Source organism: Flavobacterium magnesitis (assembly GCF_041729735.1).
GTDB classification, from domain to species: domain Bacteria; phylum Bacteroidota; class Bacteroidia; order Flavobacteriales; family Flavobacteriaceae; genus Flavobacterium; species Flavobacterium magnesitis.
This window is the reverse complement of sequence record NZ_JBCFQK010000002.1, coordinates 102456-123482: the sequence shown is the minus strand read 5'-3', so window position 1 is coordinate 123482 and position 21027 is coordinate 102456. Positions and strand designations below refer to the sequence as shown.

General features: G+C 34.1%; 12 protein-coding genes. 7 read left to right on the top strand and 5 right to left on the bottom strand.

Annotation, left to right across the window (positions count from 1 at the left end; genetic code table 11):
• Positions 1-207: 207 nt before the first annotated feature.
• From AAGV33_RS02400 to pth, 3 genes are all read left to right on the top strand, one after another.
• Positions 208-1149, top strand: a complete 942-nt coding sequence (locus tag AAGV33_RS02400) for a ribose-phosphate pyrophosphokinase (RefSeq protein WP_373390319.1) — start codon at positions 208-210, stop codon at positions 1147-1149.
• A 139-nt stretch (positions 1150-1288) separates the two neighbouring features.
• Positions 1289-1900 (top strand): 50S ribosomal protein L25/general stress protein Ctc, encoded by a 612-nt coding sequence (locus AAGV33_RS02395; RefSeq protein WP_373390318.1) that lies wholly within the window; start codon positions 1289-1291, stop codon positions 1898-1900.
• Positions 1901-2088: 188 nt separating this feature from the next.
• Positions 2089-2763: an aminoacyl-tRNA hydrolase gene (gene pth, locus AAGV33_RS02390; protein ID WP_373390317.1), complete on the top strand. Its 675-nt coding sequence runs from the start codon at positions 2089-2091 to the stop codon at positions 2761-2763.
• Between the two features lie 194 nt (positions 2764-2957).
• On the opposite strand, the gene AAGV33_RS02385 is transcribed toward pth, so the two are convergent.
• The gene (locus AAGV33_RS02385) at positions 2958-5621 is read right to left on the bottom strand and encodes a reprolysin-like metallopeptidase (protein WP_373390316.1); all 2664 of its coding nucleotides are present in this window, start codon (positions 5619-5621) and stop codon (positions 2958-2960) included.
• Positions 5622-5831: 210 nt separating this feature from the next.
• Here AAGV33_RS02385 and AAGV33_RS02380 point away from each other — a divergent pair, with 210 nt between their 5' ends.
• From AAGV33_RS02380 to bioB, 3 genes are all read left to right on the top strand, one after another.
• Entirely contained in the window at positions 5832-6770 is a 939-nt protein-coding gene (locus AAGV33_RS02380) for a bifunctional riboflavin kinase/FAD synthetase (protein ID WP_373390315.1), read from the top strand.
• Positions 6771-6876: 106 nt separating this feature from the next.
• Positions 6877-7314 carry a hypothetical protein gene (locus AAGV33_RS02375; RefSeq protein WP_373390314.1) on the top strand — a complete coding sequence of 146 codons (438 nt, stop codon included), beginning with the start codon at positions 6877-6879 and terminating at the stop codon, positions 7312-7314.
• Between the two features lie 97 nt (positions 7315-7411).
• The gene (bioB, locus tag AAGV33_RS02370) at positions 7412-8497 is read left to right on the top strand and encodes a biotin synthase BioB (protein ID WP_373390313.1); all 1086 of its coding nucleotides are present in this window, start codon (positions 7412-7414) and stop codon (positions 8495-8497) included.
• A 93-nt stretch (positions 8498-8590) separates the two neighbouring features.
• Here the strand turns inward: bioB and AAGV33_RS02365 are convergent, their stop codons facing one another.
• The 4 genes from AAGV33_RS02365 to AAGV33_RS02350 all read right to left on the bottom strand — a co-directional run bounded on the left by AAGV33_RS02365 (position 8591) and on the right by AAGV33_RS02350 (position 20340).
• Positions 8591-11587 carry a hypothetical protein gene (locus AAGV33_RS02365; RefSeq protein WP_373390312.1) on the bottom strand — a complete coding sequence of 999 codons (2997 nt, stop codon included), beginning with the start codon at positions 11585-11587 and terminating at the stop codon, positions 8591-8593.
• Positions 11541-13031: a glycine-rich domain-containing protein gene (locus AAGV33_RS02360; protein WP_373390311.1), complete on the bottom strand. Its 1491-nt coding sequence runs from the start codon at positions 13029-13031 to the stop codon at positions 11541-11543. The genes AAGV33_RS02365 and AAGV33_RS02360 overlap by 47 nt, the downstream gene beginning before the upstream one ends.
• A 469-nt stretch (positions 13032-13500) precedes the next feature.
• Entirely contained in the window at positions 13501-17244 is a 3744-nt protein-coding gene (locus AAGV33_RS02355; RefSeq protein WP_373390310.1) for a hypothetical protein, read from the bottom strand.
• Between the two features lie 519 nt (positions 17245-17763).
• On the bottom strand, positions 17764-20340 hold the full coding sequence (locus AAGV33_RS02350) for a hypothetical protein (protein ID WP_373390309.1): 2577 nt from the start codon (positions 20338-20340) through the stop codon (positions 17764-17766).
• Positions 20341-20526: 186 nt separating this feature from the next.
• On the opposite strand from AAGV33_RS02350, the gene AAGV33_RS02345 reads away from it, so the two are divergent.
• A complete protein-coding gene (locus AAGV33_RS02345) occupies positions 20527-21018 on the top strand; it encodes a regulatory protein RecX (RefSeq protein ID WP_373390308.1) in 492 nt (163 codons plus the stop codon).
• The last annotated feature ends 9 nt before the right edge of the window (positions 21019-21027 follow it).

Below are 21027 nucleotides of genomic sequence, written 5' to 3'. Positions count from 1 at the left end.
CGGTGCAAATGTAAAAAATATTCTTAAAGATTCTAAGAAAATTTCTTAAAATTTTACTTTCACAGTTAAATTAATTTTCTAAATTTGCAGCTCGTTAAAACAGCATATACTAACTAACTCCACCCGAGGTATTTATACATATTTTAGCTTTAGAAAAAAGCAAAGCCAAATTGTATGGAGCGCAGCGGAATAAAAACAACAAATTAAATGTCACAAAAAGAACCAGAAGCTAAAATTTTTGCTTGTTCACAAAGTGTCTATCTAGCTGAGAAAATTTCTAAAGAATATGGTATTCCATTAGGTAAAGTTTCTATGTCACATTATAGTGATGGTGAATTCCAGCCTTCTTACGAAGAATCTATAAGAGGTTTACGCGTTTTTATTGTTTGCTCTACTTTTCCAAATACGGATAATTTAATGGAGTTATTATTAATGATTGATGCTGCAAAACGCGCTTCGGCAAGACACATTACTGCAGTTATGCCATACTTTGGTTGGGCAAGACAAGACAGAAAAGACAAGCCTAGGGTTCCAATTGGAGCAAAACTAATTGCCAAAATGCTAGAAGCAGCGGGAGCAACAAGAATCATGACCATGGATTTACATGCAGATCAAATCCAGGGATTCTTTGAAAAACCAGTAGATCACCTTTTTGCTTCAACAATATTCTTACCGTACGTAGAAAGTTTAAAATTAGAAAATTTAACCATTGCTTCTCCTGATATGGGAGGTTCTAAAAGAGCGTATGCTTATTCTAAATTCTTAGAATCGGATGTGGTTATTTGTTACAAACAAAGAAAAGAAGCCAACATTATTGACACCATGGAGTTAATTGGCGAAGTAAAAGGTCGCAATGTAATTCTTGTTGATGATATGATTGACACAGGTGGAACATTAGCAAAAGCAGCCGATTTAATGATCGAAAGAGGAGCATTAAGTGTTAGAGCTATTTGCACACATGCTATTTTATCTGGAAAAGCTTACGAAAGAATAGAAGAATCAAAACTAAGCGAATTAATTGTTACGGATTCTATCCCATTAAAGAAAGAATCAAAGAAAATTAGAGTCGTGAGTTGTGCACCTCTTTTTGCCGAAGTAATGCAAATGGTACAACACAACAATTCCATTAGTGGAAAATTTATCATGTAACTAAAAAGTACTTAGTACATAGTCCTTAGTGGATAACTGAGAACTAGACTATGAACCAGAGACTAAAAACTAAGGACTTGGGACTAAGTACTTGGAGCTAAAAAAAAGAGTTTAATTAATAACTATATAAATATTTAAAATGAAATCGATTACAATTAAAGGATCAGAAAGAGAAAGCGTGGGCAAAGTTGCGACTAAAGCCTTACGTAATGCTGGAGCGGTTCCTTGCGTGTTATACGGAGGAGATCAACCAGTTCATTTTTCAGCAGAAGAAAAAGCATTCAAAAACTTGGTTTACACTCCAAACGCTCACACAGTTGTGATCGAACTTGAGAAAGGAAAATCATTCAATGCAATTTTACAAGACATTCAAGTTCACCCAGTTTCTGACAAAATTTTACACATTGACTTTTTTCAATTGTATGATGACAAGGAAATCACTATGGAAGTTCCTGTAAAAATCGTTGGTAAGTCTAAAGGAGTTATGGCTGGTGGAGATTTACGTATCAACAACCGTAAATTAAAAGTTAAAGCTTTACCTAAAAATCTTCCTGATTTTGTTGAAGCTGACATCACTCCACTTGATATGGGTAACAAGTTATATGTAACTAAAGTACCTACGCCTGATTTCAAAATCATGCACCCAGATAACACTGTTATTTGTCAAGTGAAGATCTCTCGTGCGGCTATGAAAGCAGCTCAAGAAGCAGCAAAAGCAGCAAAAGCACCTGCAAAAGGAAAGAAAAAATAATCTTTTTTCAATCATACTTAAAAGCATCAATCGAAAGGTTGGTGCTTTTTTTTTGAAACAATACCAATAACAAATAATTAAGTACAAGTACAATATAAAAACAAAAGTAAACCACAGTATGCACATTAAGTTGATTATTGAAATTGAAATTGACCCTTGTAATTGAAATTTATACTTATTTTTGCACTATGATAAAATGGATCACCAAACTGTTTTCATCACCATCAAAAGAAGAGAACATCGACAATATGAAACCGGAGGTTCACGAACACCAAAAAAACAATATAAAAAACGTGAGTAAAAAATATTTAATTGTGGGATTGGGTAATATTGGTGCCGAATATGTAAATACACGTCACAATATTGGATTTAAAATAGTAGACTTTTTAGCTCGAAAAGAAGGGCTTGATTTTCAAACAGTAAAATTAGGTTCTCTGGCAGAATATAAATTCAAAGGAAGAAGCTTTTTACTTTTAAAACCCAATACTTATATGAATTTGAGCGGAAAAGCGATTCAATATTGGTTAGAAAAAGAAAAAATTCCTTTAGAAAATCTATTAGTAATCACGGATGATCTGAATCTTTCTTTCGGAACCATACGAATCAGAAAAAAAGGTAGCGATGGAGGACACAATGGATTAAAAAGTATTCAAGCCACATTAAATACAACTGATTACACTCGTTTTCGTTTTGGAATTAGTGACGAATTTAAGAAAGGAAAACAAGTCGATTATGTATTAGGAGAATGGAATGCTGCCGAAAATGAAGCACTCCCCGAACGGCTAGAATTAGCTTCTGAAATTATCAAATCTTTTGGAACAGCAGGTTTAGAAAACACCATGACTTCTTTTAATGGAAAATAAAAAAAAGGCTGAAAACAGAAATTTTCAGCCTTTTTCATAATAAGAATCTCGAGTTAGAGCCTGTTTAAAATTCATCAAAATTAATTTCCCCAAACCCTAAAGGGTGTAATATTTGATGAATTTTTAATAAATTTTTCACTCTTTAGGGACGGGGAAAAAGAAAATTTATTAAAAAAATAAATTTAAACAGGCTCTTATATGATAATTATTTTAGCTGTTTTTTTAACACCTCCATCAATTAAAACTACAAAATAAATCCCTGCTTGAGGTTTATTTGGTAATTGAATATCTTGATTAACATTCCCATTATTTGGATATTTTTCATCAAACAATCTTTTCCCTGCAACATCATAAACCAAAATTTCAATCTCACTTGTAGCAGCAGTACTAATATATTTTACATTAAAATTACCATCATTAGTCTTAGAACTTACTCTTAAATCTTTATTAATCTCATCAACTGCTATTAAGGTATAATCCTGAGTACAAATAGTAACCGAAGCTGCATTTAGAACCCCTTTATCATTAGTAAAAATATCCCGAATACGTAACAACCAAGTTCCTTCTGGATTCTCGCCGTTATAATTACCCAAAACACCTAAAGGAGCTACAGTTTGCAAAGTAGCGTTTCCGCAAGACAAATCTCCACCTGCATCATCAAAATCAACTTTTAATTGACCATTTGTTGTTCCGCAGCCATTATAAAGCAACTTCACCACCGTTCCTTCTGGACTTACTAATTCCATTTGAAGATCGGAAAAATAAGGATGAGAAATATCTACATTTACATTTAGGTCCGAAACAAAAGAATTGGTTGCAGGAACTACGATTTCTCTAGTAGCAAAATTACTTTGCTCTGGAATATCAAATGGCGTTGCAAAATCAAAAGTTTGGCAACTGGACTCGGTTATATATCCTATTGCAAAGGTTTTACTATTTACAGCATAAAAGATATTATCTGTAGGTTCTATCAAAATTTTACAAAATTGAGCCGAAACATCCGGAACAGTAATTGTTTCAGAGCCATCATTGGCAACAGCCGAAGCCAAAGTAATTGGGAAACTAACTCCGTTATCAACAGAAAGCTTGATATTTACTCTGGAAGCTCCCGGCAAACTACTAGTTCCATTTACGTTCCAAGTAATATTTTGATTCGAATTCTGAAACCAACTTAAATTATCTATATTTTGAGAAGTAATTTCAAATGGTCCAGCAGCTCCACTTACATTAACTACCATTTCATCTGAAATAGTTTGAGCTAATCCCTCAGCAGCGTTGTCTCTAGCCGTTAAAACAAAATGAAGCGTTCGGGCAACATCAGAAACCGATTCCCATCTGCTGGTCAATTTTCCAGCAGATACATTTTCGAAACTAGGCATATATCTAACTGGCGTATTCACAGGAGGAAAAGATCGAAATAAAGGACCATTGGATTTGGTACTCAAAGCAATACTAGAATCACCACTTGCAGATGTAGCCGAATCATTTTGTTCCCAAACATAAGTAACCGACGGTGAGGCGCTTCCTGTTCCTTTTAAAACAAAGGCTGTTCCTTTTGGAATAGTATAATCAGCTCCTGCATTTACCACAGGCTCATTAGCACTAATTACTGTAGTAATTGGACAAGTTTTTGTTGCCAAATTATTCTGGATTTGAGCAATACTTGCAAAAGAAAAATAGTCATCCGAACGCTGTTCTACATCATAATCGGTAGTAATTCCTGCATAGCCCATTATAGTAGAACCACTTCCTGGCTCCACACTCACAGCAGTTCCTTCAATTTCATGAGAAAAAGTATGATTGGCTCCTAATTGATGCCCCATTTCATGAGCTACAAAATCAATATCAAAAGCATCTCCTCTTGGAATACTATTTGACGGCGAAGTATAGGCACTTCCTTTGTCGGCATCGCAAACACAACCGATACAACCTGCATTTCCACCACCACCTGTTGCTCCAAACAAATGACCAATATCATAATTAGCACTACCTATAACATTCGTTAAATTATTTTGTAATTCAGCACTCCAAGCTCCTGGAGTAGTTGAAGTTCCAACACCTGCACTCGCTGCCGAATAAGGATCTGTGGCAGCATTAGTATATATAATCTGATTATTATTTGCAATCAATAATAGTTTTACCGCTAAATCCCTATTAAAAATCCCATTTACCCTGGTCATAGTAGCATTCATAGCAGCTAAAGCGCCATTAACAGTACCTCCGTGAAAAACAGCGTATTCTCCCGTACAAGACAAAGCTAATCGTAAGGTTCTAAAAGTTTTATTGCTCGAAACTAATTTTGCACTTTGACTGTTTGTTTTTTTGTTCGAATTAACCACATTGTCAGTAGTACAACTAAAAGGCAGGCGTTCTTTTAATTTGTTTTTAGAATCAAAAACAACATATAAACCTTCGTTTTCAGCATCTTTTTCAATAAATTCCATCTGATTTCCATTTCTGGCAATCATGGTTTGTATTCCTAGCGGAGACATACTAAAATTCAAGAAAGCAGTTGCATCGGTAATACCAATTCCTGAATAAGAACGAATATCTGGGTATCTTGCCTGAAGTTCAGGTTCAAAATTAGAATCTTCGTGAATTGAAAATTTTTCTAAAACGCCATTAGCATTTGGAATTGTAATTTCGATAGTAGTATTTAAGGCTTGTTTATCCTGAATTAATTTAAGTTTTTCGTTTAAAACTTCCTCATCCAATTGAAATAAAACAGCAGTCTTAACATTTAAATTACTAATAAGTTTATTCGTAGTTGAACTAATTCTTTTCCATGGTTCTTTCTCTTGAGCATGAATACCTGAAAACCACAATAAAAGAAAAACGAATAGACTTTTTATTTTCATGACTAGCTAAATTTAAGTTCCAAAAATAAAGTATTTAAATCAAAATATATTCACCAAATAGGTTTTAATTAAAGCTGAGAAATCAGTTGATTTATTACATGATATTTCTTTTTTTGTTAGAATCCACCTAAATACTTCAAAAAATAGAATCAGCATATCCTAAAATTCAAATAAGATAGCATAAATTTGCACTACTATAAAATAATTGCTTTGAAGATTTTTCATTCTATAAAAGATTTCAGTTCTCCCAAAAAAACAATCCTTACTTTAGGCACCTTTGATGGGGTACATATTGGACATAAAAAAATACTCGAAAAAGTAATTCAGCATACTCATGGCGAAGAATACGAAAGTCTTGTACTTACTTTTTTTCCACACCCAAGAATGATTTTACAAGAACGTTCAGAAATAAGATTACTCAACACTATTTCTGAAAAAGTAAGTCTATTGGAACAATTAGGAATACAAAATCTAGTTATTCATCCTTTTGATGAAAGTTTCTCCAGATTAACCGCCGAAGAATTTGTAAAAACGGTATTGGTCGAACAATTTAAAATTCATAAGATAATTATTGGTTACGACCATCGATTTGGAAGAAACAGAACGGCCGACATCCACAATTTGATTGAATTTGGAGAAAAATACAACTTTGAAGTCGAACAAATATCTGCTCAGGAAATCAACGAAATTTCGGTAAGTTCCACTAAAATTAGAAATGCTATTCAGGAGGGTAACATGATTTTAGCAAACAAATACCTAGGATACAACTACTTTGTGACCGGAACCGTGATTAAAGGAAAACAACTCGGAAGAACCATTGGTTTTCCAACAGCCAATCTTACTATTGAGGAAGATTACAAACTTATTCCGCTAAAAGGAGTTTATATTGTATCAAGCCTAATCAACAATCAAGAAATATATGGCATGATGAATATTGGCATCAACCCTACTGTTGGCGTCGAAGATTTATCTGTTGAAATTCATTATTTAGATTTTGAAGGCGATTTATACAATCAAAAAATAACTGTTTCAATACTAAAACGCATTCGGGGAGAAGAAAAATTTGATTCGATCCTATTATTGAAAGAGCAAATTGAGAAAGACAAAACGCAAACGCTTATATACCTAGATACGCTTAATTTGCAATAAAAAACTGCTGTTTTTTTAAAATTCCTCCTTTTTTTTACGTAAATTTGATAGAGAACGCCCAATTAATATCAAATATTTATTTTTTAACCTTAAAAAAATTAAGCGTATGAAACTGCCAAAAGAATTATATAACGGAATTATTATTTTTATAGGAATCGCTATTTACTTTGTGTTGATTGAAATGCTCCAACTTACTGATGTATTTTATTTAAGATTACTGAATATCTTGTTTGTCTATTATGGAGTCAACAAAACTTTACAATCTAATTATAAACACGGAAAAAACAATTTTGGTAAAAATGCTATTTCAGCATTCGTTACGGGATTCATTGGTATTAGTTTAAGTATTATTGGTGTAACCGCCTATATTTATTCTAAAGGTGGTGATGAATTCATTGAAAGTTTATCTTATACCATACTATATCCAGGAGAAGCTACCGTAATGACTTATGTTATTTCTTTATTTATTGAAGCAATCGTTTCGGTAATGATTGTTAGCTTTTCATTACTATTATTCTGGAAAAGAAAATATCCATCAGATTAATCCATAAAGCTTCTTTTTGTCCAATCCCTTTTTAAAGCTATTGCATTGCTATTTTGAACAATTTGACTACTTTTGAGCCATTAAAAAATACAATTCAATGAGTATTACAAAACACGATTGGACAAAAGAAGAAATTATTGCTATATATAATAAACCTATGATGGATTTGCTTTTTGAAGCCGCATCCATTCATAGAGAACACCACGACCCAAATGTGGTTCAAGTATCTACTTTATTGTCTATAAAAACTGGTGGATGTTCAGAAGATTGTGGCTATTGTCCTCAGGCAGCACGTTATAACACTGGCGTTGAAGGAAATGATTTAATGAGTGTGAGCCAGGTAAAAGCACAAGCCTTGCGTGCAAAATCTACAGGTTCATCACGCGTATGTATGGGAGCAGCCTGGAGAAACGTAAAAGACGGACCTGAATTTGACCAAGTTTTAGAGATGGTTCGTACCATTAACAAACTAGATATGGAAGTATGTTGTACTCTAGGTATGATTACCGAAAATCAAGCACAACGTTTGGCCGAAGCAGGTTTATATGCTTACAATCACAACTTAGATACTTCTGAAGAATATTACAAAGACGTTATTTCGACAAGAGGATTTGAAGATCGTTTACAAACTATAGAAAATGTCCGTAAAACGAATGTTACTGTTTGTAGTGGAGGAATTATCGGAATGGGAGAAAGCATCGAAGACCGCGCAGGAATGCTAGTAGCACTTTCTACTTTAAACCCACAACCAGAATCAGTGCCTATTAATGCACTTGTTGCCGTTGAAGGAACTCCAATGGAAGAAGAAAAACCAGTTGAAATTTGGGAAATGATTCGAATGGTAGCCACTACTCGTATTGTTATGCCAGAAACTCAGGTGCGTCTATCCGCAGGAAGAACGAATATGAGCCGCGAAGGACAAGCCATGTGCTTTTTTGCTGGTGCCAATTCTATTTTTGCTGGTGACAAATTGTTAACCACTCCAAATCCTGATGTTAACGAAGACATGAAAATGTTTGAGATGCTAGGTTTGAATCCACAAAAAGCATTTACAAAAGTAGTACAACCCAAAACGGTTGAAGCCGAAGATTCTCAATTTCAATCTTTAGGCGAAAAACCAAAATGGTCTCGTCCAGGACATACTATTGAGCGTAATGTTGAAGCATCGGTTAAAAGAAAATAAAGACTTTTTTGAAATATAAAAAAATCCATTAGAAACTAAATTCTAATGGATTTTTTATTTAAAAGGTTTATGGTCATAAATTGTATTCCTAAATTAATAGATTATTTTCTTCACTGCTTTTTTACCATTTTCCAATACTACCTGTACGATTAAAGCATGATGAGCATTCGATAAATTACTAATAGTTGTAGCTGCTACATTTACGGCGGCATCATAATACACATATTTCCCTGAAAAATCATAAACAGAAATAGTCTTAATTATCTCACTGGCACTATCAATAGCTATGATTTTGTCTTTCGTCGAAATTACCACTCCTTCAACGTTTACATCAACAATTTCTTCAACAGCATTTTTATCTTCATATAGCAACACAAATCGATCATTGAAAATTCCTTTTTCGGTAGTAAAAGAATACGGTTCTTTTAAATCATGTAGCACTTGTGTAGTTTTATCTTCTAAAAATACTTTTTGTGATGTCATCAAACCATCTACATGGTCAATATTAATTTTAAAATTGCCAGCAATAGCTGTCTTATACCCTAATGCAACACTATCTTTTTGTTGAAAAGGTAATGCACGACCCTGAATAGACAAATTCAATTCCTGATTGATGCTATAAAAATCAACGTATTGATTTCCGTCATAACTCACCCCATCAAAATTTCCTTCATAATTATTTGTTGCTCCAGTGATGTAACCAATCAATGTTTGCTTAAAAGCACCTTCTTCATTAGACAAATTCAACCACACACGGTTTTTCTCAACTCTACTCGTAGCTTTTGAAGTAGTTCCCAATTTAAAAAATTGAGAGTTATCCATTACAGCATTTTCAGTAAGTCGCATACTATTATTAAAAACAATTTCTCCTCCCATTGCACTTGCTTGTGCAAAAAAGCCTTGAGCAGCAGCAATATTACCATTAGGAATACTGGAATTAATATCCGGATAATTAAAATCAGTATCTACTATAGCAGCCCGGGTAGCTGTACCTCCTGTACGATTATAAGTAGCATAATCATTAGTAGTATAATTATATTTTTTATCTCCACCAATAAACTCACTTGGTGGTGAATTATGAGTCCAGAAATAAAGTGTTCCGTTTAATTTTGTTTCATTTGCTATTAAAAATGCTTCAGCACTGATAGCCGATGGATACGGATTTCCTAAAAGATAGACTCGATTTCCAACTAAATTCTTTTTTACTTCATCATTATAAGGTACTCCTTTAAAAACTGCTGGATATCTTGCTGGATTTCCGTTAATTGCAATTATTTGTGGTGCTCTAACACTATATCCTTCTCCTATATGCATACCTGTTTCGCGAACTATAGATACCCAGGCATTATCATACTTAAAGTACTTATCGAAAAATGTTCCAGGGGATAATTGTTTTAAAGTCATATCTATAACTGGCGAAGACCAATAGGTAAAATCATAACGATTTACGGGTGTAGTAATACGCTTATAACTAATAACTCCTGAGTTTACCACGTTATTTATTTGCACTAAACTAGCATTATTTTCAAAAGTAAGCAAACCATCAGGATCCACAATTAATTCATTCCTTAGCTTTAAATAATACCCTGAATTAAAAACTACAACAGCGCCTGACTTTACTTCGCAAGAACAGGCTGTAACACTCTTTTCTATATTATAATCTGATTCAAATATTACTTTTGCATCAATTGTTGGATCAGTACCATCACCATCCCAGGCATCATCCTTCCATGTTTTTACAGGCAAATTCTCCACTTCAACCGAAAAAACTTCAGAGATACAACTTCCATTAGAAAATGTAAAGCTATACGTTGTTCCCGGAGTTAAGCCTGAAATTGTAGTAGTTGATCCAGTACCTGTTAAACCAGTCAATCCTATATTAGGTATAGCGCTTACAGTCCAGGTTCCTGACAAACCATTTACAACTACACTTGCTGTAGGTTCTGTACAAATAGGCTGAGTAGGAATACCTATCACAGGTACAAGAACACTATTTACTGTTACTGCTACAACATTACTATATGTCGTTGTACAACTGTTACTAACATAATACCTTATACGTTTATTATTATCAGCTAAAGAAACAGTATAAGGAACTATTATATTCGCATAATTACCTCCTCCCACTGTTGTTTCTAATTGCCAGCCATCCGCAGTAATTACAGGACTTTTAGCATCAAATGCTGGAACTACTGGATTCAATGCACCATCTGGACACAATGCAGCCGGAGAAACAATAGTTTCTATAGTAGGCACTCCATTAATAACAAAATCAACAGGTGTTCTACATTCTGGTGCGGTAGAACAGGCTGCATAATAAGTATGTATTCCTGCAGTATTAGTATTAGCTAATCCTGAGTTAGCAACTCCAACTGGGTTAAAAGAAGAACCTGAACCTATTGGTGTTCCTCCAGATGGATCTTTGTACCAATCTACTGGAATATCATATGTAATGATAACACTTATATAATCTACATTAGCGGTTGTTGTTGTAGACCCTAAAACTACACCCGGAGCACGAATATTTACGGCTATAGCAACTCCAAAATTCGGATTTTTAATATCATTTATAGTCCATGTTGTACCCCATAAATCCGATACCCCTCCATAATCAATAGCAGCACTAATCTTTGGCCAATTGCTACCAATTACCGCTTTGTTAGCGCCTACTATAAAATTATTTTTTATTAAGCTTACAGTATTATCTCTAACATATCTTCCAGATTCGCTTTGATCGCTATATCTATCTACAGAAACTTGTATCCCTTTAATTATAGCATTTGATGGGATACCAGAAAAATCGAAGTTTCTTGCTTGAAGATAATTAGTTGCAAAAGTTCCACCTCCTGCTAGCAAGCCTCCAATAGTTAGTGTAGATGAAGCCACTATTCCATCATCAGCTGTAATACCTCCGATAGGATTAGTAGGAATAGTCCAATCTAAAATAGATTCTGCTTTTGCAACATTTGCTCCAGTACCAGCATTTTTGACAATATCAACCCCAGCAATACAAACAGCTGACGCAGTTAAACTTCCTGAACCTTCAATACAAACAGTAACTGAATTTGCCGCTGGTCCTGATATTGCCATTGTAATTAGGGTTAGATGTTGCTGGATTTCCTGTAAGGCAAGGAGTAGCATTTGATGTCATCACACAACTAACAACAGCACCATTTATTAATTCCGAATTCGTATAAGTTATACCATTAGCACCCACAACATTTACTCCATTTACTCTCCATTGATATACTGGTGCTGTCCCTCCATTAGTTGGCGTAGCTGTAAATGTTACTGGTGTACCATAACAAATAGCTCCAGATGGAGAAGCCGTAATAGCAACACTTGCAACTAAATTAGGACTTACAGTTACATCAACGTATTCATCAATATTGGTTGAACAATCTACTGATGTTATATTTTTGATAGTTATTCGACTTGTCCCTACAACTGTTAATCCTGATACTGTAAACTTAAGCGTTCCTGCTGTTGTAACCTTCACGTCAACAGCCTGAAGTCCGGGTTGTGAAGGAGAACTAACATCATAGGTTACAGTATATTTCCCTACAGGTAAAAATCCGTTCAAAGTAACAACAGTAGTTCCTATTGGAACGCATACATCATCAGCTGTAACATTGGAAACCGTATAAACAGGACAAGTATAGGTTACTTTTATTTGACCATTAGCTCCATCACCTCCTTTAGGACGACCAAAAAGTCCTACTAAATCTAACGTAGTATAACTTCCTCCTCCTCCTCCTGCGGGAAAGCCACCAGCTAATCCATTACCATGAGTCAAATTTGAAATAGTAAGACCATCTCCACCTTTACCCCCTGTTCCGCCATCACTACCATTAGCTATTCCGCCAGCTCCGCCAGTTTGAGTAAGGATATCCACATTACTACCTTTGCCATCTCCACCGGAACCTGCGCCACCACCACCACCACTTACTAAACCCAAACCTTGTCCGAGTAGACCAGCAGTAAAACCATCTCCTCCTGAAAAACTTCCACCCTGACCTCCTTGACCACCTATTCCATTTGAAGCATACAAATTTAATATTCCTCCTAAAAGTATTCCAGCTGCTCCTCCTTTACCTCCATTAGCTGAGACAGTAGAAAAAAATGAATTTCCTCCATTCCTGCCATCAATAGTAGTAGGTGTTCCTCCTGCTCCTCCTGCTCCAATAGTATAACCAATTTTTACATTGTCTGGGTCTTCTCCAACATTATTTAGAATTCCCTCATGGAATGCTCCACCACCGCCGCCGCCGCCTACATTAAGAACATTAAGAAGACCTAATAGTGCCGCCGGACCACCACCACCACCAGCTCCCCAGGTTTGAACCTTTATGGAGTTTCCAGACATTCCTACCCCTGCAGGTATCTCTAGTGTTCCTGATCCTGGCGAAGAAGTACCCAGATGATTCTTAACATCTTGCCCATAAGAAGAAATTGAAAAAAAAATTACCAATAAAAAACAGCAGGTTTTAATCGTTTTTATTGGTGTAATAGAAGTAAAGTAATTTTTATTCATGACCCCTTTATTTAAAAAAATAAACAAACCACTAGATAAATTATATCTAGTAGACGCAATTTTTTAGGGGGTCTAAAAATCTGAGATAAAATTACTAAAAAAATCGTTTAAAGGAAGTTTTCTGTCGTTAAAATACACGTTTTAACAATAAAATAAAGTCAAAAGCTACAGCAAGAAAATTACTTAATCTTGTAAACACCCTAATTTACAAGGGATTAATTCCAAGAAAATAAACTGCAAATTCGCAAATTATTTAAAAAAAAATGAGATAAAATCATAGTAATCAGGGGGCTGTTTACCGCAAAGAATCGCAAAGGAAAATCCGCAAAGATTCACAAAGAAATTCATTTATTTTTCGCCATAAATTTAAAAAAAAATTCGTGCATTCATGGCTAAAAATGCGCTCTAGCTAGCAAAAAAAATCCCGATTACATAACGCAATCGGGACTTTTAAAAATCAATTTTTGAACTAATTAATAATCTTTCTACTGTGCTTTGTACCATCTGTCAATACAATATCAACTACTAATGCCTGATGATTCCAAACCAAACGTGAGATAAAAAACACATTGGCATCTACCTTATTCTTTTGAAACAGCTTTCTTCCTGCCATATCATACACAACTACTTTATCTAATTTTGTTGTAGTAGCATTTATCTTGATTTCGCCATCCTTAACCGAAACAATAACTGCTGCGTTTGATTCTTGACCAGGCGTTTCGGGAACAATCACTTCATCTACTGCATTTTTATCGGCATAACGCAATACAAAACGATTATTGAAAGCTCCTTTCTCAGTACTAAAAGTATACGCTTCTTTTTTAAGGTCATGGACTACTTTTAAATCTTTGTCTTCTAAAAACACATTCTGAGTAGTCAAAACACCATCGGTTTGATCAATACTAATTTGGAACTCCCCTTTAATTGTTGATTTATACCCTAAGGCTACACTGTCCTTTTTTACAAAAGGTAAAGCACGTCCCTGAATAGCTAAATTCACCTCGTTATTTACACTATAAAAATCAACATATTGATTGCCATCATAAGTCATTCCATCAAATCCACCATCATAATTATTAGTTGCCCCTGTAATGTAACCAATCAAAGTTTGCTTGAAAGCTCCTTCATTATTTGTTAAATTCAACCAAATACGGTTTTTCTCTGTTTTAGCAACAGTAGTAGTTGTTTTAGAATTAGTACTCAATTTAAAAAACTGTGCATTATCTGTTCCTGAAGCTCCTCCAGAAATTCGCATAGTATTTTTAAACACTACATTTCCTCCTGCTTTTGTTGGTGCAAAAAATCCCTGACCTGCAGCAATATTTCCAGTTGGTGGAGTTCCTCCTGTACTAGCAGCTAGAGCTTTTGGACCATTTCCAACTCCACCAGTCCTATTGTAAGTAGCATAATCAGCAGTTGTATAATTATACTTTTTATCTCCAGGAATAGCATCACTTGGTGGAGAATTATGTGTCCAGAAATAAAGAGTCCCTTCTAATACTCTCTGCTCTTCAGGTACATTTAAATCAGAATTCAAATTTAAAAACACATCTGCATCAATTGCTGATGGATAAGGATTTCCTAATAAGTGGGCTTGACTTCCTGCTAATGATGTTAAAGTAACCAAACCATTATGCGGTACTCCTGTAAAAGTTGCTTTATATATTTCTATACTTCCAGTAGTTTTATATGACTGTGGTGCTCTAACACTATATCCCACTCCTTCTTTCATATCAGTTGCACGACTTTCTAATGCCCAGGCATTAACGTTCATATAGCTAAAATATTTATCAAAGAATGTTGTTGGTGATAATATCCCTAAAGTCATACCTGCCACTGGCGAAGACCAATAGGTAAAATCATAACGATTTAATATTCCTGTCTCACGTTTATAAATAATATTTCCTGAATTAATGTTAGGATCTTCATTAACTTGAACCAAGCTTGCATTGTTTTCGAAAATTAATTCTGCACCTGTTGCCACCTTAACTTCATTTACTACTTTTAAAGTACGCCCTTTTTTAATTACAACTTTAAAACTAGCTGTTACCTCACAAGAACAAGCCTCAATAAGTTCTCTATTTTCATCTAATTTTGTTTCATCTTCGTTTTCATTATAGTTTTCTACAAAAACAACTTTGCTATCAATAGAAGGAGCACCTGGAAACCAGCTCTCACCATTCCATTTAGTAAGAAAAGTACACTTTATTTCGTCAGCTCCTATGTATGGTGTAGTAATATCACGAGTATCTCCATCAATATCAGTTGTAATTCCTGAAATGGGTGTTGCAGCTTTTAACTTAGAGTTTTCACCGTTACTTAAATGTAAATCTGTTGAAGAAACGAAAACAGGAAGAATATCAATTGATTGAACATCCTTACCTGTAGCTGTTCTCCAATTGGCTAATGTTGTTCTAGCACTACCCAAATAACCAATAGTAGCAGCATAATAATCATTATAATCGATAGCAGTGAAAGCTGAATTAGCAACTCTTGAATATACTGCATATTGACTACCTATAGTTTGAGTATTATAAAAAATATTATTTTTAATCTCTAAAACACTCCCTCCATTGATGTACAAACAAGAAGAACCTGATGGATTACTATTATTGTTCATTACAATAGTATTATAATAAATTTTATTAGCACTCCCAGAATTAATATATACTCCATTTCCTCCCGGACCCACACTGGAATAAACATTACTTATGAAATTATTATAAATAAGGTTATTAGAAGAGTTAATATAAATCCCTCTACTCTGTGGTGTTCCGTTTCCTAAACTATTTGAAAGATTAGCAATTTTATTATTAAATATACTTCCATTACTATTTCCTGTAATCCAAATAGCGGCATGTCTACCTGAAAATGATTGATTTATATCGTTTACAATACCCTTAATATCATTATTGGAAACCTCATAATCTTTAACATTTGAAAAATCCACACCACAATATGGTTTCAAGCTATTATCTGAACTATCATTACCAATTATATTATTCTTAACCACCCAATTTGATGAAAGTTTACTATTATCATTATTTCCATTAACATAAATAGCTAAACCAACTTTTTTAAATTCAACATTAGAAACAGTTATATTGGAATTTGCCGCTTCGGCTTGAGAAATTACGTCACTAGTTCCACCTGCAAATATTCCCATAGATCGATCTTGACTTCCATTATATTTTGTATGTTGCCTTATAATTACATTTTTAATTTCATTATTGTTTGAACCATTGGTGCTATTTTCACTAGCAATCCAAATCACTGTTCGGCTATTATTTGAAGAATTGGTGTTATCAAGTGTTAAATCTTTCGATGTTCCATTTTCACTATTACTACCATCAAAAACAACCCTATCAACTCCGTTTAATTTAAATACGGATGTAACAGTATTATTATTATTATTTATAGTATTATTAGACGCAGCAATAGTCACGGTTTTACCAGTATTAGGCTTAAAAGTTACTTTATACAAATCATTACCTACGTATGGACTGATTACTATTGGAAAAGTTTCATTAGTGGAAGTATTGTAAAGGATATTGTCTAATAAAAACCTCACATCTCCGCGAGCACCAACATCCATTAATGCTTTAAGCGCTGAAGATATTGTTGGAAAACTTGCTCCAGAAGCGTTGCCAATTACGTAGTCTCCGATCATTCTTGAAGGAGTTGTTACTGTCCCTCTCAACTTTAATAAGTTACCGTCCATCAATTTCCAACTTCCACCACCATTGTAAGCATAAAAACGTATATAGATTTTCTCACCAGCATTGACAGTTATAGGATTAGTCAAACTTACAACAGTTGGACTATTATTTGAGGCAGCATTAGTAACCGTTGTAAGAGTAGTTGGGCTTGAAAAATCGGCAGCTTTAGAATAACGAACTTGAAAAGAATTATAAGTTCCCTTATAAGTAAATCTAATTTCATTTAATACTACAGCACCATCCAAAATAGGATTTAAAGTTATTTGAAAATATTTACCTGTATCTATAGCATTTCCTGTTGGCCATCCAGTGCCTGTGATTCCATCATAACCAGGAGTAGGGCCAGTTATTCCTGCTCCAGTCACATTACTGGCAACAATATTATTATTTAAAATAGTTGGCACTAAATCTGTTGATCCATTCCATTGTACTAAATCAACTTGTGCTAACCCTAAAAAAGGTAATAAGAATAATATAAGTAAAATTTTCTTCATAGTAGTATATTTTAAAATTGAAAAGGGGCTAACTTTTAAATTATGATTCAAAATAAATCAATCAAAATAGTATGTTAAAACAAAGTCGTTTATCGGCATTTATACCCGTTAAGAAGCTGTTTTGTTAAAGTATTTAAGCTAATTGAAGTAACAAATCACAGCACACTGAAAAGCAATTGATTAGCTTTTGCACTAGTTACGATTTTATGGGAAGTTTGGTTTTAAAAAACGGGATAAGAAAAGAAAGATTTGTAGTGTGTTTTTTAGCCACGAATGCACGAATTATTATTTTCAAAATCTTTGGGTGGTTTTACCGCAAAGGCTCACAAAGAAATTCATCTATTTTTGCCACTGATTTAAAAGATTAAAACAGATTAATTTGTGCATTGGAGTCTAAAAAAAACTTTGCGAAGCTTTGTGGTATAACAAAAAAACCTGTAATAACTAGCAAAAAAAAAAATCCCGACTACTTAAAGCAATCGGGACATTTTAAATTTATTTTTTTTAGATTTTACAGTACTAATAAATGATTTTTCGACAGATTTTTTTACCATTTGATAATAACATGTCAACCACTACTACTTGATTACCCGAAATCAATTGAGGAATAACAAATACATTTTCATTCACTTGATTCTTTTGAAACATTTTTCTTCCTGAGATACTATATACAGCTACTTTTTCTAATGTTGTTGCAGCGGAATTTATTTTAATTTTTCTACCTTCAACTGAAACTATAACCGCTGGATTTATTACTTCTTCTACCAGCTCTTGCTCAACTACTTCTTCCTCATTCTTATCAACATAACGCAACACAAAACGATTGTTAAAAACACCTTTTTCAGTGGTAAACAAATACGGTTCTTTTTTTAAATCATGGAGTAATTGCAAGTCCTTATCTTCCAGAAAAACACTTTCAAAATCCAAAATTCCATCTGTATGATCGATACTAATCTGGAATTCGCCTTGAATCGTTGATTTACAACCTAAGACTACGGAATCTTGCTTTTTAAAAGGCAACGCACGTCCTTGAATCGTTAAATTCAAACCTTGATTGACACTGTAAAAATCAACAAATGGATTACCATCATAGGTCACCCCATCAAAACCAGCATCATAATTATTTGTTGCTCCGGTAATGTAACCAATTAATGTTTGTTTGAAAACACCTTCAGTATTGGTTAAATTGAGCCAAATACGGTTTTTTTCTCTTTCGGGAGTTATTCCTTCTTTAGCAGTGGTATTGATTTTAAAAAACTGAGCGTTGTTTATTCCAGAAACACCCCCTGAAATACGCATACTATTATTAAATAGTAATTCGCCACCGATGGCACTTGCAGGAGCAAAAAAACCTTGTCCTGCTGCAATTTTGCCTAATGGCTCATAACCACCCGAAAGAGCTTTCTTTTGAGTTGTTACTCCTCCGGTTCTATTATAAATAGCATAATCATTTGTAGTATAATTATATTTTTTATCTCCATCAATAGCAGAACTTGGTGGCGAATTGTGAGTCCAGAAATATAGCGTTCCTTCTAATACTGTTGAATTTAAATCCAAAAACACATCCGCATCAATAGCCGATGGATAAGGATTTCCTAAAAGATAAACTTGATCTCCTGTTAAAGTCTTTTTTACTTCACCATTATTAGGCACTCCAATAAATTCTGGTTTATCATCAATTGCAGCGGTAGTAATACTGAACGTTTGTGGCGCTCTAATACTATAACCTTCGCCAGCGTTCATTATAAGATCACCATAATTATGAGGAGCCCAGCCATTACTATAACTAAAATATTTATCATAAAATGTATTTGGCGATAAATTTCTCAAAGTTTGCCCATCAACTGGAGAAGACCAATAGGTATAATCATATCGCCTTACTGGAGTGGTATAACGTTTGTAATTAATATTTCCTGAATTTACTACATCATCATTCACTTGGACTAGACTAGCATTATTTTCAAAAGTCAACTTCCCATCAACAACATTAACCGCATTAGTCACCTTCAAAGTATGTGCTCCATTGATAACTACATTCGCCCCATTAGTAACTTCGCAATAACAAGCTTCTATATCGACTATTGAACTAAAATTTTGTTCAAAAACAACACTTCTACTACTGTCAGGATCTCCATTTTGCCAAGTCATCCCATCCCAAACGGAAGCTTGCCCCACTTCAACTATTGGACAAATCATTGTAGGAGAAATACAACCTGCTGCATTTTTTATAATCACGTTGTAAGGACCTACTACTAATCCTGATTTTTCATTACTATTTTGAAAGTTCAAGCCACCATCAAAGCTATAGACATCAGTTTCACTTTGGACTGCTACTGTAATTGTTCCTGTATTTACCACACAGGTTGGTTGCAAAATTGTTGTTTCGGGTGTTGTCAGCTGTGGTAGAAAAGTAATTTGACGTGTTCTGCTTGTACTGGTTACATTACAATCAGCACCCGAAGAATTAAAAGTAATGTAAACACGATATCTACCGCTTTCTTCCGGAGTTCCACCTGTAATATTTAATGTTGCCGTAGTAGTTCCTGAGTAAATTGATCCATCACTAATTTCGTCCCAAACACCAGATGTAATCGATTTTTTCCATCGATAAGAAACCACATTGGCAGGATATGAAGTAGTAACAGTATACGAATAATTAGTTCCAAAACACTGAGTGACGTTAGTCCCTCCAGTTAAATCTGTAATTTCATTTACAGTAAGTGTAGCAATATCAGAAGTTACACTGGAACTTCCATTAGAAACAATCACTTGAAATTGAGTTCCATTGGGATACTTAGCACTACCCGTACTCAAAATTCTGATTTCATTTGTTGATGAGTCTTCTGAATTATTTGGTTCGTCTACAATTGTTACAAAGTCAACATCAATTGGCCTTTTACGTTTCCACGTATAAGTCAATCCTGAGCCAGAAGCAATTACTTTAAATTTCACCAAATTACCTTCACATTCCAATTGATTCAAAGGTTGTGTTGTTATAACTGGATCTGAATCCTCAGATTCAGGAATACTATAATGTGCATTCCCATTTGTAGTAATAAAAAATAAAACCACGAGTTGAAGTAAAATTAGCCTCATAAGTTTCGAATTATAAGTTGAAAATCCCTCTTTATTAAATTTCTTAAAAATACACACAGAAAACAATTCTTACAATACCCAGATTTAGTGATTTTTAAAACACTTTAAACCAAAGTATTAGCTTAAAATCATTAAAGCTAGAATCTCATAAAAAATCGACTTTAAAATGGTATTTTTGATTTCACGATGAAAGACATTTATACAATAAAAGAAGCCATTCACAAAATCGAGCATTATTGTGCTTATCAGGAACGCTGTCATGAAGAGGTAGAGCAGAAATTGCGAAGCATGAAAATGGATTCGGAAGAAATAAACCAAATAATAGCTCATTTAATTCAGGATAATTTTCTAAACGAAGAGCGTTTTGCCTGTAGTTTTGCCAGAGGAAAACACCGAATTAAACATTGGGGAAAAATCCGAATTACCAATGAATTAAAATTCAGAGGCATCAATCAAACACTTATTAATACTGCCTTGAAAGAAATTAGTCCTGAAGAATATTATACCACATTTGAGACTTTGGCAAATAGAAACTGGGAATCTATTCAGGAAAAAAATGTTTTAAAGAAAAGAAAGAAATTTTGCGACTTTATGCTAAGACGCGGTTTTGAAAGCAATCTCGTTTATGAAAAAGTTCGGGATTTAGAAAGCAGTGATCCGTTTTCAAGTAATCAGTAATCAGTTTTT

Excerpts from the sequence above, each read along its gene's own strand:
- AAGV33_RS02400 (WP_373390319.1), top strand. The coding sequence starts at position 208 with ATGTCACAAAAAGAACCAGAAGCTAAAATTTTTGCTTGTTCACAAAGT.
- AAGV33_RS02395 (WP_373390318.1), top strand. The coding sequence starts at position 1,289 with ATGAAATCGATTACAATTAAAGGATCAGAAAGAGAAAGCGTGGGCAAA.
- pth (WP_373390317.1), top strand. The coding sequence starts at position 2,089 with ATGATAAAATGGATCACCAAACTGTTTTCATCACCATCAAAAGAAGAG.
- AAGV33_RS02385 (WP_373390316.1), bottom strand. The coding sequence starts at position 5,621 with ATGAAAATAAAAAGTCTATTCGTTTTTCTTTTATTGTGGTTTTCAGGT.
- AAGV33_RS02375 (WP_373390314.1), top strand. The coding sequence starts at position 6,877 with ATGAAACTGCCAAAAGAATTATATAACGGAATTATTATTTTTATAGGA.
- bioB (WP_373390313.1), top strand. The coding sequence starts at position 7,412 with ATGAGTATTACAAAACACGATTGGACAAAAGAAGAAATTATTGCTATA.
- AAGV33_RS02365 (WP_373390312.1), bottom strand. The coding sequence starts at position 11,587 with ATGGCAATATCAGGACCAGCGGCAAATTCAGTTACTGTTTGTATTGAA.
- AAGV33_RS02360 (WP_373390311.1), bottom strand. The coding sequence starts at position 13,031 with ATGAATAAAAATTACTTTACTTCTATTACACCAATAAAAACGATTAAA.
- AAGV33_RS02355 (WP_373390310.1), bottom strand. The coding sequence starts at position 17,244 with ATGAAGAAAATTTTACTTATATTATTCTTATTACCTTTTTTAGGGTTA.
- AAGV33_RS02350 (WP_373390309.1), bottom strand. The coding sequence starts at position 20,340 with ATGAGGCTAATTTTACTTCAACTCGTGGTTTTATTTTTTATTACTACA.
- AAGV33_RS02345 (WP_373390308.1), top strand. The coding sequence starts at position 20,527 with ATGAAAGACATTTATACAATAAAAGAAGCCATTCACAAAATCGAGCAT.